The sequence below is a fragment of the Blastococcus sp. TF02A-26 genome (genome assembly GCF_003319125.1).
Classification (GTDB): Bacteria; Actinomycetota; Actinomycetes; order Mycobacteriales; family Geodermatophilaceae; genus Trujillonella.
In genome coordinates this window covers 17,930-42,645 of the sequence record NZ_QOHG01000010.1, presented here as the reverse complement: position 1 = coordinate 42,645, position 24,716 = coordinate 17,930, and the positions used below count along the sequence as shown (strand labels likewise).

The 24,716-nt window shown below is 76.0% G+C and carries 25 protein-coding genes; 16 read left to right on the top strand and 9 right to left on the bottom strand.

Going from position 1 to position 24,716, the window contains the following annotated elements; genetic code table 11:
- Positions 1–33 precede the first annotated feature (33 nt).
- Entirely contained in the window at positions 34–666 is a 633-nt protein-coding gene (locus DQ240_RS12815) for an alpha/beta fold hydrolase (RefSeq protein WP_113840005.1), read from the bottom strand.
- Positions 667–835: 169 nt separating this feature from the next.
- Between DQ240_RS12815 and DQ240_RS24285 the strand changes: the two genes are divergently transcribed.
- Positions 836–967 carry a hypothetical protein gene (locus DQ240_RS24285; RefSeq protein WP_255410897.1) on the top strand — a complete coding sequence of 44 codons (132 nt, stop codon included), beginning with the start codon at positions 836–838 and terminating at the stop codon, positions 965–967.
- A gap of 84 nt (positions 968–1,051) precedes the next feature.
- Here the strand turns inward: DQ240_RS24285 and DQ240_RS12810 are convergent, their stop codons facing one another.
- Positions 1,052–1,780: a hemerythrin domain-containing protein gene (locus DQ240_RS12810; protein WP_113840004.1), complete on the bottom strand. Its 729-nt coding sequence runs from the start codon at positions 1,778–1,780 to the stop codon at positions 1,052–1,054.
- A 165-nt stretch (positions 1,781–1,945) separates the two neighbouring features.
- Here DQ240_RS12810 and DQ240_RS12805 point away from each other — a divergent pair, with 165 nt between their 5' ends.
- The 4 genes from DQ240_RS12805 to DQ240_RS12790 all read left to right on the top strand — a co-directional run bounded on the left by DQ240_RS12805 (position 1,946) and on the right by DQ240_RS12790 (position 7,355).
- Entirely contained in the window at positions 1,946–2,764 is an 819-nt protein-coding gene (locus tag DQ240_RS12805; RefSeq protein WP_233498685.1) for an alpha/beta fold hydrolase, read from the top strand.
- A gap of 5 nt (positions 2,765–2,769) precedes the next feature.
- A complete protein-coding gene (locus DQ240_RS12800; RefSeq protein WP_233498684.1) occupies positions 2,770–5,028 on the top strand; it encodes a SpoIIE family protein phosphatase in 2,259 nt (752 codons plus the stop codon).
- An 87-nt stretch (positions 5,029–5,115) separates the two neighbouring features.
- The gene (locus tag DQ240_RS12795) at positions 5,116–6,279 is read left to right on the top strand and encodes an acyl-CoA dehydrogenase family protein (RefSeq protein ID WP_113840003.1); all 1,164 of its coding nucleotides are present in this window, start codon (positions 5,116–5,118) and stop codon (positions 6,277–6,279) included.
- On the top strand, positions 6,279–7,355 hold the full coding sequence (locus DQ240_RS12790) for an acyl-CoA dehydrogenase family protein (protein WP_113840002.1): 1,077 nt from the start codon (positions 6,279–6,281) through the stop codon (positions 7,353–7,355). Before DQ240_RS12795 ends, DQ240_RS12790 begins: the two co-directional genes overlap by 1 nt.
- A 14-nt stretch (positions 7,356–7,369) precedes the next feature.
- Here the strand turns inward: DQ240_RS12790 and DQ240_RS12785 are convergent, their stop codons facing one another.
- Positions 7,370–7,993, bottom strand: coding sequence for an antibiotic biosynthesis monooxygenase (locus tag DQ240_RS12785; protein WP_113840001.1), 624 nt, complete (start codon positions 7,991–7,993; stop codon positions 7,370–7,372).
- 100 nt (positions 7,994–8,093) lie between these two features.
- Entirely contained in the window at positions 8,094–8,756 is a 663-nt protein-coding gene (locus DQ240_RS12780; protein WP_233498683.1) for a nucleoside/nucleotide kinase family protein, read from the bottom strand.
- Positions 8,757–8,902: 146 nt separating this feature from the next.
- Between DQ240_RS12780 and DQ240_RS12775 the strand changes: the two genes are divergently transcribed.
- Both DQ240_RS12775 and DQ240_RS12770 read left to right on the top strand, forming a co-directional pair.
- Entirely contained in the window at positions 8,903–9,964 is a 1,062-nt protein-coding gene (locus tag DQ240_RS12775; protein ID WP_147261991.1) for a hypothetical protein, read from the top strand.
- 408 nt (positions 9,965–10,372) lie between these two features.
- Positions 10,373–10,666 carry a hypothetical protein gene (locus DQ240_RS12770; protein ID WP_113839998.1) on the top strand — a complete coding sequence of 98 codons (294 nt, stop codon included), beginning with the start codon at positions 10,373–10,375 and terminating at the stop codon, positions 10,664–10,666.
- Between the two features lie 22 nt (positions 10,667–10,688).
- On the opposite strand, the gene DQ240_RS12765 is transcribed toward DQ240_RS12770, so the two are convergent.
- Positions 10,689–11,729 (bottom strand): glutathione S-transferase family protein, encoded by a 1,041-nt coding sequence (locus DQ240_RS12765; protein ID WP_113839997.1) that lies wholly within the window; start codon positions 11,727–11,729, stop codon positions 10,689–10,691.
- A 56-nt stretch (positions 11,730–11,785) separates the two neighbouring features.
- Here DQ240_RS12765 and DQ240_RS12760 point away from each other — a divergent pair, with 56 nt between their 5' ends.
- Complete coding sequence (locus tag DQ240_RS12760) at positions 11,786–12,559, top strand: EAL domain-containing protein (protein WP_158548663.1); 774 nt, start codon at positions 11,786–11,788, stop codon at positions 12,557–12,559.
- A gap of 2 nt (positions 12,560–12,561) precedes the next feature.
- Here DQ240_RS12760 and DQ240_RS12755 read toward each other — a convergent pair whose 3' ends face one another.
- Positions 12,562–12,981, bottom strand: a complete 420-nt coding sequence (locus DQ240_RS12755; RefSeq protein ID WP_113840113.1) for a DUF1810 domain-containing protein — start codon at positions 12,979–12,981, stop codon at positions 12,562–12,564.
- Positions 12,982–13,157: 176 nt separating this feature from the next.
- Between DQ240_RS12755 and DQ240_RS12750 the strand changes: the two genes are divergently transcribed.
- A complete protein-coding gene (locus DQ240_RS12750; protein ID WP_113840112.1) occupies positions 13,158–14,705 on the top strand; it encodes a class I adenylate-forming enzyme family protein in 1,548 nt (515 codons plus the stop codon).
- Position 14,706: 1 nt separating this feature from the next.
- On the opposite strand, the gene DQ240_RS12745 is transcribed toward DQ240_RS12750, so the two are convergent.
- Positions 14,707–15,471 carry a DUF6308 family protein gene (locus DQ240_RS12745; RefSeq protein WP_113839995.1) on the bottom strand — a complete coding sequence of 255 codons (765 nt, stop codon included), beginning with the start codon at positions 15,469–15,471 and terminating at the stop codon, positions 14,707–14,709.
- Positions 15,472–15,579: 108 nt separating this feature from the next.
- Between DQ240_RS12745 and DQ240_RS12740 the strand changes: the two genes are divergently transcribed.
- From DQ240_RS12740 to DQ240_RS12730, 3 genes are read left to right on the top strand one after another with little or no spacing between them, the layout of a single operon-like run.
- Positions 15,580–15,801, top strand: a complete 222-nt coding sequence (locus DQ240_RS12740; RefSeq protein ID WP_113839994.1) for a hypothetical protein — start codon at positions 15,580–15,582, stop codon at positions 15,799–15,801.
- Between the two features lie 17 nt (positions 15,802–15,818).
- Complete coding sequence (locus DQ240_RS12735; RefSeq protein WP_113839993.1) at positions 15,819–16,694, top strand: SGNH/GDSL hydrolase family protein; 876 nt, start codon at positions 15,819–15,821, stop codon at positions 16,692–16,694.
- 45 nt (positions 16,695–16,739) lie between these two features.
- On the top strand, positions 16,740–17,495 hold the full coding sequence (locus DQ240_RS12730; RefSeq protein WP_113839992.1) for an enoyl-CoA hydratase-related protein: 756 nt from the start codon (positions 16,740–16,742) through the stop codon (positions 17,493–17,495).
- A 9-nt stretch (positions 17,496–17,504) separates the two neighbouring features.
- Here DQ240_RS12730 and DQ240_RS12725 read toward each other — a convergent pair whose 3' ends face one another.
- Entirely contained in the window at positions 17,505–18,467 is a 963-nt protein-coding gene (locus DQ240_RS12725) for an alcohol dehydrogenase catalytic domain-containing protein (protein WP_113839991.1), read from the bottom strand.
- A 20-nt stretch (positions 18,468–18,487) separates the two neighbouring features.
- Between DQ240_RS12725 and DQ240_RS12720 the strand changes: the two genes are divergently transcribed.
- From DQ240_RS12720 to DQ240_RS12705, 4 genes are all read left to right on the top strand, one after another.
- Complete coding sequence (locus tag DQ240_RS12720) at positions 18,488–19,444, top strand: TIGR03619 family F420-dependent LLM class oxidoreductase (protein ID WP_113839990.1); 957 nt, start codon at positions 18,488–18,490, stop codon at positions 19,442–19,444.
- 134 nt (positions 19,445–19,578) lie between these two features.
- Positions 19,579–20,604 (top strand): isopenicillin N synthase family oxygenase, encoded by a 1,026-nt coding sequence (locus tag DQ240_RS12715; RefSeq protein WP_113839989.1) that lies wholly within the window; start codon positions 19,579–19,581, stop codon positions 20,602–20,604.
- A gap of 17 nt (positions 20,605–20,621) precedes the next feature.
- The gene (locus DQ240_RS12710; protein WP_113839988.1) at positions 20,622–21,584 is read left to right on the top strand and encodes a hypothetical protein; all 963 of its coding nucleotides are present in this window, start codon (positions 20,622–20,624) and stop codon (positions 21,582–21,584) included.
- A gap of 98 nt (positions 21,585–21,682) precedes the next feature.
- On the top strand, positions 21,683–23,077 hold the full coding sequence (locus tag DQ240_RS12705; protein ID WP_113839987.1) for a DUF4407 domain-containing protein: 1,395 nt from the start codon (positions 21,683–21,685) through the stop codon (positions 23,075–23,077).
- Here DQ240_RS12705 and DQ240_RS12700 read toward each other — a convergent pair whose 3' ends face one another.
- On the bottom strand, positions 23,078–24,643 hold the full coding sequence (locus DQ240_RS12700; protein ID WP_113840111.1) for a Na+/H+ antiporter: 1,566 nt from the start codon (positions 24,641–24,643) through the stop codon (positions 23,078–23,080).
- Between the last annotated feature and the right edge of the window lie 73 nt (positions 24,644–24,716).

Here is a 24,716-nt window from a genome sequence, read left to right as displayed (position 1 = left end):
TGTGCGCGTCCGCGGGGCCGGAGGCGCCGCGGCTCACCCGACCAACGACACCAGCCGGTCCGCGAGCTCGACGGGACGGGCCAACGCGGCGCAGTGCCCACCGGGGACCTCGCCGACCTCCAGGCCGAGCCGCTCCGCGGCCACCCGTCGCTGGAAGTCGGGCGGGAAGAAGCGGTCGTCCCGCCCGGCCAGGACGACGGTGCGGACGTCGGGCCACGCCGGCAGCGGCCACGGATCCTCGAACGGCCGGCCGGACTGGTCGCGCGGCGGTGGCGCGGTCGCCAGCACCTCGGCCGGCACGTCGTGGACGAAGGCGTCGTCGGATGCGTCGACGTCGTGACCGGTCGCGGCCCACCAGTCCCCGCCGGTCTCCCCGGGGCGCGGCACCATCGCGTTGAGCAGCACGAGCAGCCGCACCGGCAGCCGGTCGCACACCAGCGGTGCCGTCAGGCCGCCCATCGACTGCGCCACGAGGACGACGTCCGCGGCGTCGCCGGCCGCGGCGACCACGGCGTCGGCGTAGACGGCCAGCCCGGCGGTGTCGTCGTCCGCCGGCAGGTCGACGGCGACGGCGGGGAAGCCCCGCCGCTCCAGCTCGGGGACGACGCGGTGCCAGTACCAGGCCTGCCCGCCGGCACCGGGGACGAGGACGAACGTGGGGGTCACGGCAGCTCGGACCGGCCCGGGACGGCGTTCTCATCGGTGCCACGCGTGAGCGGACTCACCGGGCCCGTCCAGGAGTGCAACCCGGAGGTCACCTCGTCGTCACGCGGGCTCCCTAGCGTCGGTCGTGACCGCCGCGAGACCCGCCGGTCACCGCACAGAGGGGGAGGCCATGAGCGCCACCAGCACCGTCGAACGACCCACCACCACCGCCGAGCGGGCGACCTGGACGTGCCCGAACTGCTCGGGGGAGTCCCGCGTTCACCGCAAGCGCTGCGCGGAGTGCGGCACCTCCCGCTACTGAAGAAGGACCTCGCCGCCCCACCGCTCGCGCGCTCGCGGCGGGCCCCTGCGCCGAGGCCGAAGGGACGGTCGGAGTGAGGCCCCGTCAGGGAGCGGGCGGCTCGCCGCGCAACCGGATGACCGCGGCGCGGTAGCGGCGGCGGCCGGAGAGCCGCCACGCGGTCCGGGTGGCCGGCGGCAGCGCGGCCAGCATCCGGGACCGCTCACCGGGAGGCGCGTCCTCCAGGGCCCGGCCGAGCACGAACAGCTGCTCCCGGCCCGACAGGGCGCACCCGGCCGAGGCGGTGATCTCCGACCACCGCTGCGCGGGCAGGGCGGCCAGGAGGGGGAGCAGCTCCCGCTCCTCCTCGCCGGTCTGCTCGTCGACCGCGCCGGCCAGCACCAGGCAGGCCATCGCGAAGGCGTCCCGGGCGGCCCCGGTGCCGGTCACCGACCACTGCCGGGCCGCGGTGGAGATGTCGCGCAGCAGGTGGTCCACCCGCGCGCACCGGGCGGTCCAGTCGGCGATCCGGTCCCGGGCGCGGTCGGCGTCGCGATCGGGCAGCTCCCGGAGCAGGGCGGGCCAGATCAGCTCGCGCTCGAGGGCGTGGTGGTGCAGGAGCACCCGGCCCACGAGGTCGGCGTGCGCGGCCAGGGCGGCGGTGCGGGCGGCGTCGTCGGCGGCGGCCCAGGTGGCCAGGCGGGCGAGGACGCGGAACTCGCGGCGTGCCAGCCGGTGGACCACGAGCTGGTGGGCCGTGGCCCGGCACGGCGCCGCGGGAGCGGAGGGGACCGGGGTCGGGGAGGGAGCGGGACGGACCGCGAGGGTGGGCATGGGGACCTCGATGCGGGAGCGGACCGGCCGGGGGTGCGGCGCGGGATGGCGGGCACGGTAGGGCCCCGCGGGTCCCGGGCAACAGGGCTTTGCGTCCCGTCCCGGACAGGTCACGACAGGGCCGCGGGTGGTCACAGACGGAGCCGTCTCCCGTAGGTTCGGGCCGTGTCGGTGGTGGCCCGGAACCGGGTGCGGATCAGCGGGGCGCCCCAGGGACGTCCGATGCTCTTCGCCCACGGCTTCGGGTGCGACCAGGCGATGTGGCGGCACGTCGCGCCCGCGTTCGAGACCGACCACCGGGTGGTCCTGTTCGACCACGTCGGCTCCGGCGGCTCGGACCTGTCGGCCTACGACCCGGTGCGGTACGGCTCGCTGCGCGGCTACGCCGACGACGTCGTGGAGATCTGCCGAGAGCTGGACCTCACCGACGTCGTCCTCGTCGGCCACTCCGTCAGCGCGATGATCGGCGTCCTCGCGGTCCGGGCCGCGCCCGAGCTGTTCGGAGCGCTGGTGATGGTCGGGCCCAGCCCGCGCTACGTCGACGACGGCGACTACACCGGCGGCTTCAGCCGTGCCGACATCGCCGGCCTGCTGGACTCCCTCGACGCCAACCACCTCGGCTGGTCGGCCGCGATGGCCCCGGTGATCATGGGCAACCCCGGGCAGCCGGAGCTCGCCGAGGAGCTGACCAACAGCTTCTGCCGCACCGATCCCGACATCGCCCGGCAGTTCGCCCGCGTCACCTTCCTCTCCGACAACCGCGCCGACCTGGCCGGCGTCGCCGTCCCGACGCTCGTCCTGCAGTGCTCGGAGGACGCCATCGCGCCGGAGGTCGTGGGCCGCTACGTGCACGCGCAGGTGCCGGGGAGCACGTTCGTGCAGCTGGCGGCGACCGGGCACTGCCCGCACCTGAGCGCCCCGGACGAGACGGTCGCGGCGATCCGCGGGTGGCTGTCCGTCCCGGCCGGACGGACCCGAGCCTGAGCGCCGTGGACGACGCGTCCCGCCGAGAGCCGGTCGAGCTGACCCGGCTGCTGGAGGACGACCCGGCGGATCTGTACGAGAACGCCCCCTGCGGCTACCTCTCCATGCTCCCCGGCGGGCGGATCGTCAAGGTCAACCGCACCTTCGTGGAGTGGTCGGGCCGGACGGCGGAGGAGTTGCTCGGGGCCTCGTTCCCCGACCTGCTGACCGTCGGCGGCCGGGTGTTCCACGAGACCCACGTCGCGCCGCTGCTCCGCATGCAGGGCGCGGTCCGCGAGATCGCCCTCGACCTCGAGCTGCCCGACGGGACGGCGCTGCCGTGCCTGGTCAACGCCGTGGAGCTGCGGGACGACGCCGGCGCTCCGCTCCTGGTCCGGGCGACGCTGTTCGAGACGACCTCCCGGCGCCGGTACGAGCGTGCGCTGCTGGCCGCCCAGCGGGCCGCGGCGGAGGCCGAGGCCCGGTCGCGCGGGCTGCACCAGGCGGTGTCGGAGCTGGCGGCGGCGGTGTCGGTGCACGACGTGGCCGCGACCCTGGTCGAGCGGGGGCGCGCGGCGGTCGGCGCGGTCGGCGGGGCGGTGTGGCTCCTGCCCGCCGAGACGCCTGCCGGACGGCGGGCCGGCCGCCGCCCGGGGCGGCTGGTGGCGCAGTCGGGCATCTCGCCGGCGCTGCGCTCCCAGCTCGAGCGGCTCGGCGGATGGGGGGCGCGGCTGGTGCGCCCCGGTGGGGTGCGGGTGGTGCCGCTCGGCCCGGACCTGGAGCGCGCCGAGCCCGGGCTGGCCGCCGTCATGGCGGCCGAGCGGGTCGACGCTCTGGTCCTGGTGCCCGTGGCCGCCGAGGGCCGCCCGCGGGGCCTGCTGCTGCTGGTCCGGCCGGCGGACGGCGACGGCGAGCTGATCAGCCTCACCGAGCCGGGGACCGCCGCCGACCTGGCGGCGGCCGACGCGGAGCTGCTGCGGACCCTCGGCCGGCAGGCGGGGCAGGCGCTGGAGCGGGTGTGGCTGTACGAGGAGACGGCCCGGCAGGCGGCCCGGTCGGCGTTCCTCCTCGACGCGGCGCGGCTCATGGCGGCGGCCGCGGGGGTGACCGAGACCGTGGAGCGGCTGGCCGTCCTCGCCGTCCCCCGGCTGGCCGACCTCTGCGTCATCGACCTGCTCACCGAGCACGGTTGGACCCGCCCGGCGGCCCGGCACGCCGACCCGGCCCGCCAGCACCTCGCCGACCGGCTGCGGGAGGTGCACCTGCCGACGTCGGGCGGCGCCCACCCGAGCGTGCAGGCGGCCGACAGCGGGCGCACGGTCTGGGTGCGCGAGGTCAGCGAGGGGTGGATGACCCGCATCGCCCAGGACGAGCGGCACCTGGCGGTCGTCCGCGAGCTGGAGCTGGCCGGGCTGGTCGCCGTCCCGCTGATGGCCGAGGGCCGGCTGATGGGCGTGCTCACCCTGGGCGCCGGCCGGCAGCGCGGCTCGTTCACCGCGGCCGACGTCGAGGTCGCCGAGCAGCTGGCCCTGCAGGTCTCCCAGGTCGTCGACAAGGCGCAGCGGCTGGAGCTGGAGACGAGGACCTCGCACACGCTGCAGGCCAACCTGCTGCCGCCGGCGCCCCCTCCGGTGCCGGGACTGCAGGTCGCCGTGCGGTACGTGGCGGCGAGCCAGGGTGCCGACGTGGGCGGCGACTTCTACGACGTCGTCCCGCTGCCGGCCGACGGCACCGTGGCGCTGGCCGTCGGCGACGTCGTCGGGCACGACATCACCGCCGCGGCGGTGATGGGGCAGCTGCGCAGCGTCCACCGGGTGCTGCTGGCCGACCGGCCGAGCCCCAGCGCGATCATCGACCGCTTCCAGGCCGGCTGGGCGCTGCTGGGGCTGCAGCGGATGGCGACGGCGCTGTTCGGCTCGCTCGATCCGGCGACCGGTCAGCTGCGGCTGTCCTCCGCGGGGCACCTCAGCCCGCTGCTGGTCACCGCCGAGGGCGCGGAGTACCTGGACGTGCGGCCCAGCCGGATGCTGGGCGCCCCGCCGGCGCCGGCGCCGGCCGCGGAGTGGGCCGGCGTCCTGCCGGTCGGCGCCACGCTCGTGCTGTTCACCGACGGCCTGGTGGAGAGCCGCAGCGCCGACATCGACGAGGGGCTGGCGGCGCTCCGCGCGGTGGCGCTCGCCCACCTCGGCGCCGGGCCCGACGAGCTCTGCGACCGGTTGCTGTCCGAGCTGACCGGCTCCCACCGCGCCGACGACGTCGCCCTCCTGGCGCTCGCCCGCGTGTGACATCGGTCCCCGGCCGGGTGGCGACGGCCGCGGACAGGTACAACCGGTGCGGACAGCACCACAGCGAGGTGGGGAGTTGCGGCGACGATGAGCAGCGATGCACTGACCCTGGCGCCCGCGCCGCGGTCGGAGGCGGCCGAGCAGGTGCGGGTGGAGGTGCGGGAGTTCCTCGCCGCCGAGCGGGCCGCGGGCACCTTCACCACGCACGTGGACACCTGGTTGTCCGGCGTGGACCCCGCGTTCTCCCGCAAGCTGGGGGAGCGGGGCTGGCTGGGGATGACCTGGCCCAAGGAGTACGGCGGGCACGAGCGGACGGCGATGGAGCGCTACGCGGTCACCGAGGAGCTGCTCGCGGCGGGGGCGCCGGTGGCGGCGCACTGGATCGCCGACCGGCAGTCGGGCCCGAACCTGCTGCGCTACGGCACCGAGGCGCAGCGGCGGGAGATCCTGCCGAAGATCGCGGCGGGTGAGTGCTTCTTCGTCATCGGCATGTCCGAGCCGGACTCCGGCTCCGATCTGGCCTCGATCCGCACCAGGGCGACCCGGGACGCGAACGGCGACTGGGTCGTGAGCGGCGCCAAGGTGTGGACGTCGAACGCGCACCACTCGCACTACGGGATCGTGCTGGTGCGCACCTCGCCGGCGGACCCGGCCAACCGGCACGCGGGGCTGTCGCAGCTGCTGGTCGACCTGTCGCTGCCGGGCATCTCGATCAACCCGATCCGCATCCTGGACGGCGGGCACCACTTCAACGAGGTGGTGTTCGACGACGTCGTCGTCCCCGGCGACATGCTGCTGGGCGAGGAGGGCGCGGGCTGGCACCAGGTGACCGCGGAGCTGGCGTTCGAGCGGTCCGGGCCCGAGCGGTTCCTGTCGACCTACCCGCTGATCGCCGAGTTCGGCCGCCGCGCGGCCGCCACCGGGGACCCGGCGCAGTTGGCCACGCTCGGCCGGCTCTCGGCGCGGCTGCTGGCGCTGCGCCAGCTGTCGCTGCGGATCGCGGCCGCGCTGGACCGCGGCGAGCTGCCGAACATCGCCGCGGCGCTGGTCAAGGACGTGGGGACGACGTTCGAGGCCGACGTCGTCGACGAGGTGCGCCGGGTGGTCGACGTCCCGGCGTCGCTGGACTCACCCGACCCGCTGGGCCGGGCGCTGGCCGAGGCCCAGCTGCACGCACCGGGCTACACGCTGCGCGGTGGGACCAACGAGATCCTGCGCGGGATCGTGGCACGTGGATTGGGGCTGCGCTGATGGCATCCGACCAGGACCTGGTGGTCGAGACCGTCCGGGACATCCTCTCCGGCGCCGAGCCGCTGCTGCTGGACGCCGAGCGCCGCTGGGACGAGCGGCTGTGGACCGCGCTGGCCGAGGCGGGGCTGACCGGGGTCGGCGTCCCGGAGGAGGCCGGCGGCTCGGGCGGCGAGCTGGCCGACGCGGTGGCCGTCGTGCGCACGCTGGCTGCCGGCGCCGGTGCCGTGCCGGTCGCCGAGCAGCTGCTCGTGGCCGCGCCCGCGCTGCTCGCCGCCGACCTCGACCTGCCCGCGCCCGACGAGCCGCTGACCTTCGCCGTCGCGGACGCGGTGACCGCCAAGCCCTCCGACGACGGCGACGGGCCCGGCCGCTGGACGCTCTCCGGCACGGCCACCGACGTCCCGTGGGCGGGGGTGGCCCGGCACGTGGCCGTGCTCGCCGCGGCTCCGGCCGGGATCGAGGGGTCGGTGCTCGCGCTGGTCGACGCGTCCGGGCTCGAGGCCACGTCCGCGGCGAACCTGGCGGGGGAGCCGCGCGGGTCGCTGGTGCTCGACGGGGTCGCGGCGTCCGGGGCGCTGCTGCGGCCGGAGCAGGCCGCCGCCGTCCGCGCCCGGTACGCACTGGCCCGGTCGGTGCAGCTGGCCGCCGCCCTGGAGCAGGTGCTCGCCTGGACGGTGCAGTACGCCGGCGAGCGGCAGCAGTTCGGCCGTCCCCTGGCCAAGTTCCAGGCCATCCAGATGGAGCTGGCCGAGATGGCCGGCGAGGTCACCGCGGTGACGGCGATCGTCGACGCGGCCGTGCAGGGCCTGGAGCGGGGCTCGTCGGAGCTCCCGCTGCTGGCCGCCGCGGCCAAGGTGCGCGCGGGCGCGGCGGTGGAGGTCGTGGCCCGGCTCGCCCACCAGGTGCACGGCGCCATCGGTTTCACCCAGGAGTACCGGCTGCACCACCTCACCCGGCGGTGCTGGTCGTGGCGCGACGAGGCCGGCAACGAGGCGACCTGGTCGCGGTTCCTCGGCGCGGGCGTGCTGGCCGACGGTCCCGACGGGCTCTGGGGGGCGCTGACCCGCCTGGGCTGACCGGGGCCGGCCGGTCAGGCCATCTCGGGGACCCGCAGGTGGGCGAGCACCAGCTCGAACTCCGCCACCTCGGTGATCGTCACCTCCATCGCGGAGACGAACGTGTCGCGCATGCGCACGGCGTCCCCGCGGCCGGCCTCCATCGAGGCGTGGTCGTCGAAGGTGACCGCCGACGCGGCGCGGCCGCGGGACCGGTCGAGCAGCAGGCTGACGCTGCAGAAGCCGGGCAGCTCGTCGAGCTGGGGGAGCAGCGTCATCCGGTAGGCGTCGAGCACGCGGTCGACGTGGCCCGGGTCCGACCGGCTCCAGACGACCCGCGTGCACGCGCCGGCCGGGGCCTCGTGCCGGCGGTGCACGACGGCGATCTCCCACTCCTGCACCTGCATGTCGCCGGCACCCATGACCTCGCGTGCCTGCTCGCGCATGGCCCGGACGCCCTCGGCACCGGCCCGCATCGCGGCCTCGTCCTCCCACGCCGCGGTGACGATGCACCGGCCGGACTCCCGCTCGGCGAGCATCGACATGCCGATGCAGCCGTCCATGTCCATGACGGCCGGCATCACCCTGTCGCGGACGTGCGCGATGCCGTCGTCCAGCCGCCCCGGGGCGGCCCAGAGGGTCGTCGTCCGTGCGTACATGCCGCTCCTCCTCGTGCCGGCGGAGCCCGGGCGGCACCGCCGCGCGGTCCACGGTCCTCGGGCGGGGCGGCGGCGGACAGGGACCTCGGTCCCGGGTGGCTCAGCCGCGCAGGTCGTACCGGTCGAGGTCGACGTACCGGGCGGCGCGGCCGGCCGTGGCCGTGATCAGCCGCGCGTTCGGCTCGTCGACCGCCTCCACCCAGGCGCGGGCGGCGTCGGGGCTCTTGCCGAACCGGACGTGCCGGTCGAGCAGCCGCTCGCGGCGGACGGCGTCGTCCAGCCCGGCGAACCACACCTCGTCGAAGGCCGCGCGCACCTCGGTCCACGGCTGCTGGTCCAGCAGCAGGTAGTTGCCCTCCGAGACCACGACCCGGGCGTCGGGGTGGACGGCGATGCTGCCGGCGACCGGCTGCTCGATGTCGCGCTCGAAGGCCGGTGCGTAGACGGTCGTGTCCCGCTCCGCGCGCAGCCGGCGCAGCAGCGCGAGGTAGCCGGCGCCGTCGAAGGTGTCGACGGCGCCCTTGCGGTCGCGGCGGCCGAGCGCGTCGAGGGCGGCGTCGGCGAGGTGGAAGCCGTCCATGGGCACGCCGACGGCCGGCAGCCCCTCCGCGGTCAACTGGTCGACCAGCCACCGCGCCAGCGTGGTCTTGCCCGCGGCCGGGGCGCCGGCGATGCCGAGCAGCACCCGCGGCCGGTCCTCGGCCAGGGTGGCGACGGCGTCGACCAGGTCGTCGAGCGGGGCGGGCGGCGCGGTGGGGCTCACCCGCGCAGCATGCCCCGAGCGACGCGCCGCACACCGCGCGTGGAACCGCGCGGTCCGGGGCATACCGGGGCGCGATGAACGCCGGGACGGTCAGCCGAGCGGGACGCCACTCCGTCCCGGCGCTGCGCTGCCCCGCGGACGGCGCCGTGGCGCGTCCCGGCCTCGACCCGTGGCTGCGGCGGGTGCTGCTGCTCGTCGGGTTCGTCGGTGCCGCCGTCGTCGCCCTGGCCGTCCTGTCCTCGACCGCCCGCGCCGATGCGCTGCCGGTCGCACCCGTCGGACCCGCGGTCGCCGAGGCGGTCCTCCCGGAGCCGGTCCCGGCCGCCCCGGTCCTCCCCGCGCCGACCGTCGATCCGGTGCCGACGGTCGTCGAGCCCATCGTGGCGCCGATCGTCGAGCCGGTCCTGGAGCCGCTGGTCGAGCCGGTCCTCGAGCCGCTCGTGGCCCCGGTCCTGGAGCCGGTCCTGGAGCCGGTCGTCCGGGCGGTCGCGCCGGTGGCGGCTCCCGTGGTCGTCCCGCTGGTCGAGGCGGTCACCCCCGTGCTGGCGCCGGTGACGGAGGCGGTGGCTCCGGTCCTGACGCCGGTGACCGAGGTCGTTCCTCCCGTGCTGGCGCCCGTGACCGAGGCGGTGGCTCCGGTCCTGACGCCGGTGGCCGAGGCCCTCCAGCCGGTGGTCGCCCCGGTCGCGCCGGTCCTCGAGCGGGTCCTCCAGCCCGTGCTGACCCCGCTGCTCGCGCCGCTCACCTCCGCCGTCGACGCGCTCCGACCGGCTCCCGGCGTCCTCGCCGTCCTGCCGCCGGAGACCGGCCCCGTCCCGACCGTCCGGCCCACCGAGCCGCCGGCGCTGCGGGCCCCGCCGTCAGCCGTGGCCGCGCCGACCGTGCCGGCCGTGGCGTCCGCGCCTCCCGCAGTCCCGTCCCCGGCCGCGCAGACCGCGCCGGTTCCGACCTCGGGCGTCGCGTCCACCTCCACGCCTCCCGCTGCACCCGCCGCCGCACCGGGGCCGGTCGAGCTCCCGCTGCCCGTGGCCCCGGCCCCCGCTCCGTCGTCCGTGACCGGGTCGGCGTCGGCTCCCCCGCTCGCTGCGCCCGACGCGGCGCCGCACCCCGTCGTCCCCGCATCGTCGGGCGCGACGACCCCCGTCGACCCGTCGCCGGCCGGTTCGGCCCGCGCGGTCCCCGACGGCCCGGGCACCTCGCCCGACTGACCCTCCTCCCGGCCGCGCCGGCCGCGCCCGCACGCGCGGGCCCGGTCCGCGGCCGCCCGAGGAGCGCGAGCGCGCGCTCCCGGAGGAGGCCTCTCGGACGCTCCCCCCGACCGGCTGCCCGCGGTCGTCCGGTCCGGACGTCGGCTCTCCTCCGCGAGCGACGCACCGGCCGGCCGCACGCCGGTCGTGCCCTCCGCCGGTCACGGGGCGGGCGGATGGCACGAGGCGGGGAGGCAACGGGGGCTGGAGTTCCGCAGTACGGACGTCGCGGCGTCCGGGAACTCCCGGCCTCCCCGCACCGGCCGGGACCGCCGACGGGGGACGCGTGCAGGACCGGCGCGTCCCCCGTCGTGCTGTCCGCGCCGGGTGCGCGGGACAGCGGACACCTCGCTCGGCCAGAGTGGCGGCATGAAGCTCGTGATCGTCTTCGTCGTGCTGCTGGTCCTCGTCGCGGTGGTCGTCGCGACGTCGCGGGGCGTCTCGGCGTCCCGCCGTCCCGGCCGCCCGGCGTCCCGGCGGGACGGGGGGACCGACGCCGGTCCCGCCTACTGGCCCGGCGACGGCGGCGCGAGCTACGGCGACCGCCGCGACAGCGGCTCCGGCGGCTGGTCCGGCGGCAGCGACAGCGGCTCCGACGGCGGCAGCGACGGCGGGTCGGACGGCGGTGGGTCGGACGGCGGTGGGGGAGGCGGCGGCGACTGAGCCGGCCGCCGGACCGGCCGGCTCAGCGGTGGCCGATGCCCCCGGGACCGTGCTCGGCCGGGACCTCCTCGCCGGCGGCGACCGGCCCGGGCGCCGTCCCGTCGCCGAACGGGGAGCCGCCCATCTCCTCGCGACCGTGCGGGGTCAGCCAGTTCGACGTGTCCGGCCCCATTGGGATGATCTTGGTGGGGTTGATGTCGGCGTGGACGACGTAGTAGTGCTCCTTGATCTGCGGGAAGTCCGTCGTGTCGCCGAAGCCGGGGGTCTGGAACAGGTCCCGCGCGTACGCCCACAGCACCGGCATCTCGCTGAGCTTCGACCGGTTGCACTTGAAGTGGCCGTGGTAGACGGCGTCGAACCGGGCCAGCGTGGTGAACAGCCGGACGTCGGCCTCGGTGATGGTGTCGCCCATGAGGTAGCGCCGGTCGGCGAGCCGGTCGGACAGCCAGTCCAGCGCGGTGAACAGCCGTGAGTACGCCTTGTCGTAGGCGCGCTGCGAGCCGGAGAAGCCGCAGCGGTACACGCCGTTGTTGACCTCGGTGTAGATCCGCTGCATGACCTCGTCCATCTCGTCCCGCAGGTGCTCCGGGTAGAGGTCGGGGGCGCCGTCGCGGTGGTACGCCGTCCACTCGGTGGAGAGGTCGAGGGTGATCTGCGGGAAGTCGTTGGTGACGACGGCCTTCGTCGGGATGTCGACCATCGCCGGCACGGTGATGCCGCGCGGGTACTCGGGGTCGCGGGCCAGGAACGCCTCCTGCAGCCGCTCGTAGCCCAGCACCGGGTCGCGGCCGCCGGGGTCGAGGTCGAAGGTCCAGCTGCGCTCGTCGTGGGTCGGGCCGCAGATCCCCATCGACAGCACCGGCTCCAGGCCGAGCAGCCGCCGGACGATCGTCGACCGGTTCGCCCAGGGGCAGGCGCGGGCGACGACCAGCCGGTACCGGCCGGGCTCCACCTTCCAGCCGCTGGACCCGTCGGCGGTGATCCGGTCGGTGATGTAGCTGGTGTCGCGGGAGTACTCCTGCCCGCCGGTCACGTAGCCCGATCCGCTGGTGTCGTCGCTCACCGCCCCAGCCTCGCCGACCGGCGGCCGGTCCGCTCGGGATGCGGGACACTCCGGGCATGCAGGTCGAGGAACCCGTCGGCTCGGGTGTCGGCGGCGCTGCGCAGCGGGGCGAGCTGAGCCTGGCGTACCAGCCGATCGTCGGGCCGGCCGGCGGGGAACCCGTCGCGGTCGAGGCGCTGGTCCGCTGGCGTCATCCGCGGCTGGGGCTGCTCGGGCCTGAGTCCTTCCTGCCCCGGCTCGCCCGTGACGGCGAGCTGCACCTGCTCGACGACTGGGTGCTGCGCACCGCGACCGCGCAGTTCGCCTCCTGGCGCGGCACCGCCGGTGCGCCGGCCGGCATCGGGCTGTCGGTGAACGTGAGCCGGGCACGCCTGATGTCGCCGGGACTGCCCGAGCTGCTCGCCGGGGCCGTGGCCGCCGCCGGACTGGACCGGTCGCTGCTGGACCTGGAGGTCGGCGAGGCGCTGCTGCTCGACGACCTGCACGCCGCCGCCGACGTCCTCGGCCCGCTGACCGCCGCGGGCTTCGGGATCACGGTCGACGACGTCAGCGCCGCCGGGACCTCGGCTCGTCACCTGCAGGCGGTCGGGGCGCGCGGGATCAAGGTCGACCGGTCCTACGTGGCGGGGCTGGCCGACAGCGCCCGCGACCGCGCGGTGGTGCGCAACCTGGTCGAGCGGGTGACCGCGGCCGGGCTCACCGTGACCGCCGTCGGCGTGGAGACCGTCGCGCAGCAGACGGCCCTGGCGGAGATGGGCTGCCCGCGGGCGCAGGGGTGGCTGTTCGGCCGGCCGTCGCCGCTGTCCGAGCTGGGCGCGCTGCCGGCCTGAGGTCAGAGGCGGGCGGTGGTCGCCTCGTCGCGCTCGCCGGCGAAGTAGCGGTCGAGGACCTCGCCGAACACCGGCTCGTCGGGTGTCGCGGCGGCGAACAGGGTCATCGACGAGCGGAGCTTCAGAGCGTCGACGGAGCCGAACACCTGCTCGGCGCTGCGCCCCGCCAGGCCGGTCAGCGCCCGCGCGCACTCGACCAGCCGCGGCCCGAGCACCGAGTGCGCCAGGTAGGCGCGCGCCTCGTCCAGCCCGGAGATCGCGTACCGCTGCGCCATCGTGCTGCGGCCGAGCCCGGCGACCTGCGGGAAGACGAACCACATCCAGTGGCTGCGCTTGGCGCCGGCGCGCAGTTCGGCGAGCGCCTGCTCGTAGGTTCCGGACTGGGCGTCGACGAAGCGCTGCAGGTCGAAGGGGTCGCTCACCCGCCGGTCCATGCCCCCGCCGGGCCGCCGACCAACCTCGCACCGGCGCGCTCGTGCTCTGCCCAGCAGTGTGGGCAGAGCACGAGCGTGCTGGGGAACACCCCGGCCGCCCGTCGGTGGCGCCGGTCACGGGCGGAGGATGGTTGCGAGAGGCAACGGTGGTCGAGGAGGACGGCATGCAGCGGGACCGGGGGAGCTACCCCTTCGACACCAGCGGGATCGAGGTCGGCCCGGACGGCGTCAAGCGGTACACGGGGCTGCGGCGCAACGTCGTCGCGCTGCTGCTCGACATCGCCGCCCGGTACCCGGAGCGGACGGCCGTGGTGGAGCTCGGCGGCGGCAGCGTCACCTACGCCCAGCTGCTGGAGCGCGGCCGCCGGGTGGCGGCCGGGCTCCGCGCGGAGGGCGTCGGGCCCGGGGACCGGGTGGCGCTGCGGATCGGCAACGGCCTGGACTGGGTGCTGGCGTTCTGGGGGACCCACCTCGCCGGCGGCGTCGTCGTCCCGCTGAACACCCGGCTGGCCGAGGCCGAGGCCGAGTACGTGCTGGCCGACTGCGGCGCGGCCTACGTCGTCCGCCCCGGGGAGCCGCTGCCGGACGCCGAACCGGACGGCGCAGAGGACGCCGACCGGGAGCACACCGACGTGGCCGCGCTCTTCTACACCAGCGGCACGACCGGCCGGCCCAAGGGCGCCATGGTCACCCACGAGAACTTCCTGACGACCATCGAGAACGTCGTCCGCTGCCGGGAGCTCGACCGCGACCCGGCGCTGTCGAACTCCACGCTGATCTCCGTGCCGCTGTTCCACGTCACCGGGTGCTGCTCGCAGCTCATGACCCAGGTCGAGCTCGGTGGCGTCGCCGTCGTCATGCCGCAGTTCAGGCCCGCGGACTTCCTCGCCGCCATCCCCGAGTACGGGATCACGCTGATCACCACCGTGCCGACCATCTACGAGCTGGTCCTGCGCCATCCCGGCTTCGCCGGCACCGACGTCTCCACGGTGCGCACCGTGAGCTACGGCGGGGCGCCGATCGCGCCGGAGCTGGTCCGTCGCCTGGTCGACGCCTTCCCGGAGGCGCGGGTGGGGAACGGCTTCGGGCTGAGCGAGACCACCGCCCTGGCGACGTTCCTGCCGCACGAGTACGCCGCCGAGCACGCCGACGCGGTCGGCTTCGCCGCTCCGGTGGACGACGTCCGGATCGACCGCCCGGACCCGTTGACCGGGGTGGGGGAGCTGCTGGTCCGCGGGCCGAACGTGGTCGCCGGCTACTGGGGCGACCCGGTGCGGACGGCGGAGACGTTCGTCGACGGCTGGCTGCGCACCGGCGACGTCGCGCGCATCGACCAGGTGCCCGCCGGCGGCATCGTGCGGATCGTCGACCGCGCCAAGGACATGATCAACCGCGGCGGGGAGAACGTGTACTCGGTCGAGGTGGAGAACGCACTGGCCGAGCACCCCGACGTGGTCGAGGTGGCCGTGGTCGGCGTCCCGGACCCGGTGATGGGGGAGAAGGTCGGTGCGGTCGTCCTGCCCCGGGCAGGGGTGGGCCCCGAGGCGCTGGTGCCCGACCTGGTCGCCTTCGCCCGGCAGCGGCTGGCCGACTTCAAGGTGCCGCAGTTCGTGCGGGTGCTCAGCGGGCCGCTGCCGCGCAACGCCGGCGGCAAGGTGCTCAAGGCGCCGCTGCGCGAGGTGTCCGACTGGATCGAGGTCCCGCGCCGCTAGGTCAGCGCACGCCCGCGGCGGCCGGCCGGCGTGGCCCGGTCTCGGCGACGGCGTCCCGGCCGAGGGCGACGGCGGTCTCCCAGCGCAGGGAGCCAGCGAGCCAGAGCAGCACGTCGTGCAGCCGAAGCCGGGTCACCGGCATGCCCAGGGCGGTGCGGACCCAGGCCTCGAGCAGCGCGAACGCGGCCGCGTTGGCGCGCAGCTCGCGCAGCACCACGGCGTGCACACCGCTGTCGCCCTCGGCGGTGTGCGGCCACAGCTGCCGCCGGGCGATCCCGTCGAGCAGCGGGAACAGTGCCGGCCGGCGGTGGTGCAGCGCGGCGAGGACGTACGGCGCGTGCGGTCCCTCGGCCAGGGTCCGCAGCGCGGCGCCGACGGTGCCGGGCTCGGCGAGCACGCTGGTGTGCTCCTCGGGGAGCTCCCAGAAGGCCCGTTCGCCGGCCCGGCGGACGGCCTCCTCGGCCACGGGGAGGCTCGCGTCCAGGGCGGTGCGGACGGCGGTCCAGCCGGCCGGGTCGAGGCGTCCGTGCAGGCCCTCGGCGAGCAGTACGTCCCGGTCGGTCATGCGCGCCGAGGTCTCCGGCGGCTGCCGGTCGAACCGCTCGAAGGCGAACGCCCGCACGTGGACCCAGCGCCCCTCGCGGGCGTTCGGCGCGCGGAAGCGCAGCGGCCGCCGGCCCAGGGCGTAGCCGGTCACGGCGGCCAGGGCGTCGTCCGCCCTGATCGGCTCGGGGCCGACGCTGGGCAGCACGAGGTCGGCGTCCATCGGGTCCCCCTCCGACGTCGTCGTCGCGTCCGACGCTACCCACGACCGGCCGGCCCGGCCGGGTGAGCGACCACCCCGCCGGTCGCCGGGACGTGCCAGGGTGGCGCCATGGGTGCCGTTCCCCGGGAGTTGCTGCTGGTCGCGGTCGCGATGGCCGTCCTCGCGGTCGGTGTCGTCCTGCTGGTCACCGGTTCGACGACGGCCGGCTGGGTGCTGATCGCCGTCGGGGCGCTGATCGACACGGTCGCCGTGGCCCGCATCGTCCGCCGGGCCACCGGCCGCAGCCGCCCGGAGGCCCCGCCGATGCCGGGGATGATCGACGGCCGCTGACCGGTCAGGATGGGGCCATGCGCCGGTCCCGGGGCCGGCGGGCCCGCGCCTCCCTGCTCGCCGTCCTCACCGCCGGGACCCTGGCCGCCTGCGCCGCCGACGACTCCGCCGACGACTCCGCCGAGGACGCCGCGCCCGCGGCCGAGGCGCGCGGCACCTACCTCGCGCTCGGCGACTCGATCCCGTTCGGCTTCGTCGACGACCACCCCGGCGGCTACGCGGATCCCGACGCCTTCGTCGGCTATCCGGAGCTGATCGGCGAGGCCCGCGGGCTGGAGGTCGTCAACACGACCTGTCCCGGCGAGTCGACGGCGAGCTTCGGCGACGTCACGGCGGACAACTACGGCTGCACGAACGTGGCCGGGCAGGAGCCGGGTTTCCGCGACGCGTACCCGCTGCACGTCGACTACGACGGCTCCCAGCTCGACGAGGCGTTGCGGGTGCTGCGGGGGACCGAGGACGTCGAGCTGGTCACCCTGCAGATCGGCGCCAACGACGCCTTCCTGTGCGACCGGTCCGGCGCCTGCGACACCCCGGAGGGGCGGGAGGCGCTGGGCCGGCAGGTGGAGCCGGGCGTCGCCGCCATCCTCGCCGCGCTGCGGACCGAGGGCGGGTACGACGGCCCGATCGTCGTCCTCGGCTACTACTCGCTGGACTACGGCGACCCCGTCCCGCTGCCCGGCAGCGAGCCGCTGAACCGGGCACTGGCCGCTGCGGCGGAGGCCTCCGGCGCCGCGTTCGCCGACGTCGACGCGCTGTTCCGGCCGCTCGCGGAGGCCGCGGGCGGGACGGCCGAGCGCGCCGGGCTGGTGCACCCGGACGACGTGCACCCGACGCCGGAGGGGCAGCGGCTGCTCGCCGACGCCGTCGAGCAGGTGCTGGGACCGGCGTGATCTGATTCCGGCGAAGGGTTCTCCGACGCGTGAAGAGGTGTGGTCGTGGCCGAGTCCGGTTCCGGTGAGGTCCTGCTCGAGGTCGACGGGGGCGTCGCGGTCGTGACGCTGAACGCGCCCGACCGGCGCAACGCGCTCACCCCGGCGATGGCCCGCGAGCTGAGCGCCACCTTCGACGAGGTCGACGCCCGGCCGGAGGTGGGCGCGCTGGTGGTCACCGCGGTCGGCAAGTCGTTCTGCGCCGGTGGCGACGTCGCGACGCTGAAGGCCGCCGGCGAGGACCCGGCCGCGCCCGACCTCTACGACGGCATGACGGCGATCTACGACTCCTTCTACCGGCTCGGCCAGGTCAAGGTGCCGACGATCGCCGCGGTGCGGGGGTCGGCCGTCGGCGCAGGGATGAACATGCTGCTGGCCACCGACCTGCGGGTCGTGGCGACCGACGCACGGCTGCTGGCCGGCTTCCTCAAGCGCGGCATGCACCCCGGCGGCGGGCACTTCGTGATCCTGTCGCGGCTGATCGGCCGGGAGGCGGCCGCGGCGATGGTGCTGTTCGGCGAGGAGATCAGCGGCGCCAAGGCCGTGGAGCTCGGGCTGGCCTGGGAGGCCGTGGACGCCGACGCCGTGGAGTTGCGTGCCCGGGAGCTGGCCGCCCGCGTCGCCGCCGACCCGGAGCTGGCGCGGGTGACCGTGGGCAACTTCCGCAAGGAGACGGCGACGGCGGTGTCGTGGGAGATCGCCACGCAGTTCGAGCGCCCGGCCCAGATGTGGTCCATGCGCCGGCAGGCCGAGAAGGGCTGATCCCGGCCCTCAGGGGCGCAGCAGCACCTTCACGGCCTCGCGGGCGTCCATGGCCCGGTAGCCCTCCGCGGCGTCGGTGAGCGGCAGCTCGCGGTCGAACACCCGCCCGGGGCGGAGGCCGCCGGTGAGCACCGCGTCGAGCAGGTCGGGCAGGTAGGCGCGCACCGGCGCCACGCCGCCGCCGGCGCGGACGTTCCGCATGAACAGCCGGCGGAAGGGCAGGACCGCCTGCGGCGCGCCGACGAAGCCGACCGCGCCGCCGGGCCGGGTGACGGCGACGGCGGTGTCGACGGCGTCCTGGCTGCCGACGCACTCGCACACCGCGTCGGCGCCGTCCCGGCCGAGGAGCTCCCGGACCGCGGCCACGCCGTCCCGGCCGCGCTCGGCGCCCAGCCGGCGGGCGGCGAGGACGGCGGACAGACCGACCGCGCCGTCGCCCACCACGACCACGGTGGAGCCCGGACCCACCCCGCTGGTGACCGCGGCGTGGTGGCCGGTGGCCATGACGTCGGAGAGCGCGAGGAGATCGGCGTCGGTGACGTCGCCCGGCCGGTCGCCGACCCGCAGCAGGGTGCCGTCGGCCAGCGGCACGCGGACGACCTGCGACTGCGCACCGACGGTGGGCACCCCCTCGGCGTCCGGCTGCCCGTAGAAGGAGAGCCGTGCGCAGGAGCCGGGGACGTCGCGCCGGCAGCTGTCGCAGGTGCCGTCGACGACCGCGAAGTGCGGGACCACGAGGTCGCCGGGGGAGACCGTGCGGACCGCGGAGCCGGCGTCGGTGACGACGCCGAGGAACTCGTGGCCCATGAGCATCGGCAGGGCGACGCCGGCACCGCGGTAGGGGTGGAGGTCCGAGCCGCAGATGCACGTGGCGGTGACGCGGACGACGGCGTCGGTGGGCCGCTCGACGACCGGCTCGGGGACCTCGCGGACCGCTACCGTGCGCGCGGCGTCGAGGCTGGTGGTCAGCACGCCGTGAAGGAGAGCACAGGATGAGGTTCTCGACCGGCCTGCCCGGCCTCGACCGCTACCCACCGAGCCGGTACGCCGGCGACACCGAGCCGTGGCAGGCCCGGCTCACGACGGCGGACTTCCAGCGGATCGCCCGCACCGCCGACGAGCTGGGGTTCGACTCGATCTCGGTCTCCGAGCACCTCGTCGTCCCCACGTCGCTGACGGCGAACATGGGCGCGCACTGGCCGCACGCGTTCACCGCGATGGCGTTCCTGGCCGGGGCGACGACGCGGATCCGGGTGAACTCGGCGGTGATCGTGCTGCCGTACCACCACCCGGTGGACCTCGCGAAGGCCGTGTCGACCCTCGACGTCCTGTCCGGCGGGCGGGTCACGCTGACCTTCGGGGTCGGCATGGCGCCGGGGGAGTTCGCCGCGCTGGGTGTGCCGTTCGAGGAGCGGGGCGCGGTGATGGACGAGTACGTCGCCGCGATGAAGGAGCTGTGGACCTCGCCGGCTCCGGAGTTCGCGGGGGACTGGGTGCGGTTCTCCGACGTGGTGTTCGAGCCGAAGCCGGTGCAGCGGCCGCACCCGCCGCTGTGGTTCGGCGGCCGGTCGCTGGTGTCGCTGCGGCGCGCGGCGCGGGAGGGCGACGGCTGGGCACCGGCCGGTGGGGCGCTGGGCCGGGGGCCGTGGCTGGAGGAGCCCGAGCAGCTGCCCGAGATGCTCGACCGGGTCGCCGACCTGCGCGACGGCCGGCCGCTCGGCGTCAACTACCCGCTCATGCAGCCGCGGATCGGCCCGGACCACACGGTGCAGCCCTCGGCGTTCCGGCCGACCAGCGCGCAGCAGATCGTCGACGAGGTGGGCCGGCTGGCCGGGCTCGGCGTCACCCACACCAGCGTGCCGTCGCTCGCCGACGCCCCGGACAGCCTCGAGGGGCACCTGGCCGGGTTGCACTGGATCGCGGAGAACGTGCTCCCCGCCTTCCGCTGAGCCGCCGGGCAGGTACCTCCCCGCTCGCTCGGGCTCTGCCCCACGTACGGGGCAGAGCCCGAGCGCCGCGGGGGACACATCGCCGGCCTCCCGCCGTCACCGCCGGGAAACACCGCGCCCCTAGCGTCGGCGCGGTGAGCTTCGAGGTGCCGACCGTCGACGTCAGCCCGTACGTGACCGGGGACGGCGACCGCGCCGCTGTCGCCCGCGACTGGGACGCCGCCTGCCGCGAGGTCGGGTTCGTGCAGGTCGTCGGCCACGGGGTGCCGGACGCGGTGATCGACGGGCTCACCACCGCCTTGGACGACTTCTTCGCCCTCCCGCCGGAGGTCAAGCGCGCGTATCGGACGCCGCCGGAGATCAACCGCGGTTACAGCCCGCCGCGGTCGGAGGCGCTGTCGCTCTCCCTCGGGGTCGACGCCGCCGACGGCAACGACTACTTCGAGGCGTTCAACGTCGGCGCCGCCCGCTCCACCTACGGCCGCGACGACCTGCCCGCCGACCACTACGCGGAGAACCCGTGGCCCGTGGAGGTCCCCGGCTTCGACGCCCGCGTCTGGGCCTACTTCACCGAGGCCCGCCGGGTCGCCCGGACGCTCACGACCGTGGCCGCCGACGCGCTCGGCCTCCCGGAGGGCTTCTTCGACGCCTACCTCGACCACTCGGTCGACGTCCTCCGGATGAACGACTACGCCCTGCCGCCCGGAACGGTCACCGGCGAGCCGACCGGCATGGGGGCGCACACCGACTACGGCATCGTCACCGTGCTGTGGGCCGACCGGGTGCCCGGCCTGCAGGTGCTCGGCGGCGACGGCGCGTGGCACGACGTCCAGCCGGCCGAGGGCGCGCTGCTGGTCAACCTCGGGGACCTCACCGGGCGGTGGACCAACGACCGCTGGCTGTCGACGCTGCACCGGGTCAAGCCGCCGGTCGTCGACGGCACCGTCCGCCGGCGCCGGTCCGCGGCCTTCTTCTGCGACGGCGACATCGACGCGGTGATCGAGACGCTGCCGCAGTGCGTCGACGCGGAGCACCCCGACCGGTACCTGCCGGTGACCGTCGAGGAGCACCTGACGGCGAAGCTGGCCGGCTCGCGGGCGGGGGTGCGCAACCCGAACACCGGCCGGGAGACCGACCGGGTGCTGGCCAGCAGGGGCTGACCGGGGAGCATGCCCGGGTGGGCGCACCCGATCCCGACCTGATGGCGGTCCTCGACCGGCGGCGGGACCGCATCGAGGACGACAGCACGGCGATCGTCGTGCGGGGCGCCGCGGTGCAGGTCGGCACCTGGGAGGTCGGGGTCGTGGTGTCCCGGCGCGCCGACGGGCAGTACGCGGTCGACCGGTACGACCGCGGGGGACCGTGGCCGGAACTCGTCCTGCCGACCGCAGCCGACGTGGAGCTCTTCCTGGCCGAACGGCACCCCGGCCCCGGTCGCGTCACGCCGGTCCGCCACCCCGACGCCTGGCGCTTCGACCTCACCGAGCGTCCCGACGGCACGGTCGAGGTCCGCGAGCGCGACAGCGGCCGGCTGCGCGCCACGGCCGCCGGGTGGTCCGCGGCGCGGGCCGTCTCGGAGTTCGCCGGCCGCACCCCGGCGGAGCTCGACGCGGAGGCCGCCACCTCGGCCGGGTGGAGGCGGCCGGTCGCGGAGCCGCTGGGAGAGGAGGCCCGCGCCCTCGTCGCCCGGCTGCACGACTGGATCCGGGACGGCGGCGACGGCACCGACCCGGTGATCGACCCCGACCGCGGCGAGCTGTACCTCGACGGCGGCCGCCGCCCGGACCGGCAGCGGATCACGCGCGTGCGCGGTGTCTGGCACTGGTGGGGCGCGAATCCGCGGGGCGCGACACCTCCGGTGCTGATGACGCCGTCGGTCGAGGTGCTCGAGCGGGCGCTGCTCCTCCGGTTCGGCCCGGGCGTACGGGCCGGGGTCGCGGGACCGGGCTGGGCGGACGTCGGCGCGCTGTTCCGCTCCGCCGGCGGCGCGGGCCCGCGCGACGAGCTGGTCCGGAGCGGCGAGGTGGTCGCCCGCGGGACGCTCGTCGGCCGGGAGCTGCAGCACGTCCTCGGCTTCACGCCCCACGCGGTGCGGACCTCGTTCCTCGCGCCGGACGGCCGGCCCCTGTCGGCGCAGTAGTTGAAGGACCTCGCTGCCCCCCGCTGTTCGCGAGCTCACAGCGGGCCCCTGCACCGAGGCCGTTCCCGGGACCGCCTCCGGGTGCCGATGAAGAGGACATGGCACGACGACGGCGCATCGGGGACGGCCTCGCGACGCTCGGTGGTGCACGCCCCGAGCTGCTGGAGGCGTCCCCCGGTGCGCGTCCGCGGTTCGTCGCGCTCGGCGGGGTGCTGCTGAGCACCGGTGGGCTCGCCGTCCTCTCCATGGCCTTCGCCGTCGCGATGGCGCTGGGCGTGTGGTGGCCGGTCGCGCTGCTGATAGGGCTGGGCTGGGGCTTCGTCGTCGTCAACCTGGACCGGATGCTGCTCGTCGGCATGGCCCACGACGCCTCGGTCGGCCGCAACATCGCGCTCGCGATCCCGCGGCTGGGCCTCGCGCTGGTGCTCGGCGTCGTGATCGCCACCCCGCTGACGCTGCAGGTCTTCCACAAGGAGATCGACACCGAGATCGTCACGATGCAGGCCGAGGCGGCCGACGAGTACCGGGCCTCCCTGGAGTCCGACACCCGCTTCGCCGGCCTGCCCGAGCTGACCGAGAAGGTCGCCCTCGAGGAGCAGATCGTCGCGACCGGCGGCGCCGCCGACCCGGCCCTGCTCGGGGTGCAGGCCGAGGTCGCCGCCAAGCAGACCGCGCTGGACCAGGCCGTCGCCACCCACCAGCAGCTGCAGGCCCGCGCCCAGTGCGAGCTGGACGGCACCTGCGGCACCGGCGAAGCCGGGCAGGGGACGGCGTACCAGTCCGCCGCCGCGGCCGCCGACGCCGCGGCCGGCTCCGTGGCCGCCGCCCGCACCGCCCTGGACGACGCCCGCGCGACCGCCGCCGACGCCGAGCAGCGCAGCTTCGCCCTCGCGCAGGCCTCGCTGGCCACCGACACCGCCCAGCTGGAGCGGCTCACCGCCGACCAGGACCGGCTGCAGGCCCAGTTCGACGCCACGAATGAGGGGTCCGGCGGCATCCTGATGCGGCTGGAGGCCCTGGACCGGCTGAGCGACCGCAGCACCACGCTGTGGGCGGCCAAGACGATGCTGTCGCTGCTCTTCCTGTGCGTCGAGATGCTCCCGGTGCTGGTCAAGCTGCTGCTGAACTTCGGCCCGCCGTCGGCCTACGACGAGCTGGCCGCGCTGCGCGACCGTGGCGACGTCGAGATCGAGGAGCTGCAGAAGCAGTCCCGGGTCGAGGTGGCCCAGGCGCAGGAGGAGCTGCTGGTCCTGGCGGAGAAGGAACGCCTCGACCGGCAGAAGGAGGCGATCCTGGCCCGCCGGCGGACCGCGCTGGCCGCAGCCGCGGCGGCTGCGGCAGCTCCGGCGCCCGCCCCGGCCCAGGCCGAGGCCCCGCCGGCCAACGCCGAGGACCCGCTGCGCGCCCTGTGGGACACCGGCCCGATCCGGCTGGCCCGCAGCGCCGCCCGGACGGTGCGCACCGCGCGCCGCCGTCCCGGCGTCCCCGCCTAGTCAGTCCGCCGAGGCGGGGCCGAGGAGACGGACCTCCTCGATGTCGAGCTGTGCCTGGATCTCGCGGAGCACGATGTCGTCGATCTGCCGGCCGTCGCGCAGGGCGATGATCGCCTGCCGCTTGTGCTGGAGGAGGTCCAGGCGCAGCTGCCGGTCCAGCTCCCGCAGCTCGGCGCCGGTGTCGCCGTCCTCGGCGTACTCGACCTCCAGGTCACGGGCGTGCTCCTCGTACTCCGCGCGGATCCGGTCGAGCAGGTCGCCGTCCACGCCGAGCCGGCCGGCGACGCCGGGCAGCGCCTCGAGCGCGGCCTCGGTGGCGCGCACCCGGGCGAGGTGGACCTCCTCGGCGCGGGCGGTGTCCTCGGGGAGCCGGGCCCAGCGGACGACGGCCGGCAGCGTGGTGCCCTGCACGATGATCGTCAGCAGGATGACGACGACGGTCGTGAAGACGATGAGGTCGCGGTCGGCGACGTCGTCGGGGACGGCGAGCGCGGCGGCGAGGGAGACCGCGCCCCGGAAGCCGGCCCAGCCGACCGCCGTCCGCGTCTGCCAGGTGGCCCGGCGCAGCCGCTGGACGGGACGCCGGTCGAGCGTGCGGATGACCATCGCCGACACGTGCACCCAGGCCAGCCGCGTGCCGACGACCACGGCGCACAGCACGAGGGCGACCCACAGGGCGTGCAGCTTGCGGCCGTCCTCGAGGTCGTCGACCACGCCCGGCACCTGCACGCCGACGAGCACGAACAGCGAGCCGTTGACCAGGAAGGTGGCGAGGTCCCAAAACGCGTAGGCCTGCACGCGGGACCGGGCGCGGATCACCCGCGGGCCGGCGGTGGTGAGCAGCAGCCCGGCGGTGACGACGGCGACCACGCCGCTGGCGTGCACCTCCTCGGCGAGCAGGAAGGCGGCGAACGGGGTGACGACGCTGAGCGCCCCCTCGCGCAGCGGCTCGTCGAGGCGGCGGCGGACGCCGATCACCGCGTAGCCCACGACCAGCCCCGCGGCGATGCCGCCGCCGTAGGAGCCGAGGAACCGCCAGCCGATCTCCCACGGTCCCGGGTCGGCCTCGCCGGTGGCGACGGAGACGGTCACGGCGAACAGCACGAGCGCGGTGCCGTCGTTGATGAGGCTCTCGGCGCGCAGTGTGGTGAGCGTGCGGCGGGGCATCCGCTTGGCCAGGCCGGCGATGGCGGCGGCGTCGGTGGGGGCGAGGACGGCGCCGAGCACCCAGGCGGCGTGCGGGTCCATGCCGAGCCACATCGCGATCCCGGCGACGGCGGCCGCGGTCGCGATGACCAGGACGACCGCCGACAGCACGATGACCCGCAGGTTGGCGCGGATCTCGCGGATGCTCGTGTTGAGGCTCTCCCAGTAGAGGATCGCCGGGAGGAACAGCAGCAGGACGACGTCGGGCTCGAGCTCGATGTCGCCGAGGGCGGGGATCAGGCCCAGCGCCGCGCCGAACACGATGAGCAGCACCGGCGGGGCGACGCTGTACCGGGCCCCGATCGTCTGGCCGACGATGACGCAGAGGCTGAAGACGACGATCACGACCAGCGGCAGCACGGTCCCGCACAGTAGGCCGCGGATGTGTCGTCCGAGGACCGGTGCGACCGCCGGCCCCCCCTCGACCACCGGC

Excerpts from the sequence above, each read along its gene's own strand:
- DQ240_RS24285 (WP_255410897.1), top strand. The coding sequence starts at position 836 with ATGAGCGCCACCAGCACCGTCGAACGACCCACCACCACCGCCGAGCGG.
- DQ240_RS12810 (WP_113840004.1), bottom strand. The coding sequence starts at position 1,780 with ATGCCCACCCTCGCGGTCCGTCCCGCTCCCTCCCCGACCCCGGTCCCC.
- DQ240_RS12795 (WP_113840003.1), top strand. The coding sequence starts at position 5,116 with ATGAGCAGCGATGCACTGACCCTGGCGCCCGCGCCGCGGTCGGAGGCG.
- DQ240_RS12790 (WP_113840002.1), top strand. The coding sequence starts at position 6,279 with ATGGCATCCGACCAGGACCTGGTGGTCGAGACCGTCCGGGACATCCTC.
- DQ240_RS12785 (WP_113840001.1), bottom strand. The coding sequence starts at position 7,993 with ATGTACGCACGGACGACGACCCTCTGGGCCGCCCCGGGGCGGCTGGAC.
- DQ240_RS12770 (WP_113839998.1), top strand. The coding sequence starts at position 10,373 with ATGAAGCTCGTGATCGTCTTCGTCGTGCTGCTGGTCCTCGTCGCGGTG.
- DQ240_RS12760 (WP_158548663.1), top strand. The coding sequence starts at position 11,786 with ATGCAGGTCGAGGAACCCGTCGGCTCGGGTGTCGGCGGCGCTGCGCAG.
- DQ240_RS12750 (WP_113840112.1), top strand. The coding sequence starts at position 13,158 with ATGCAGCGGGACCGGGGGAGCTACCCCTTCGACACCAGCGGGATCGAG.
- DQ240_RS12745 (WP_113839995.1), bottom strand. The coding sequence starts at position 15,471 with ATGGACGCCGACCTCGTGCTGCCCAGCGTCGGCCCCGAGCCGATCAGG.
- DQ240_RS12740 (WP_113839994.1), top strand. The coding sequence starts at position 15,580 with ATGGGTGCCGTTCCCCGGGAGTTGCTGCTGGTCGCGGTCGCGATGGCC.
- DQ240_RS12735 (WP_113839993.1), top strand. The coding sequence starts at position 15,819 with ATGCGCCGGTCCCGGGGCCGGCGGGCCCGCGCCTCCCTGCTCGCCGTC.
- DQ240_RS12720 (WP_113839990.1), top strand. The coding sequence starts at position 18,488 with ATGAGGTTCTCGACCGGCCTGCCCGGCCTCGACCGCTACCCACCGAGC.
- DQ240_RS12705 (WP_113839987.1), top strand. The coding sequence starts at position 21,683 with ATGGCACGACGACGGCGCATCGGGGACGGCCTCGCGACGCTCGGTGGT.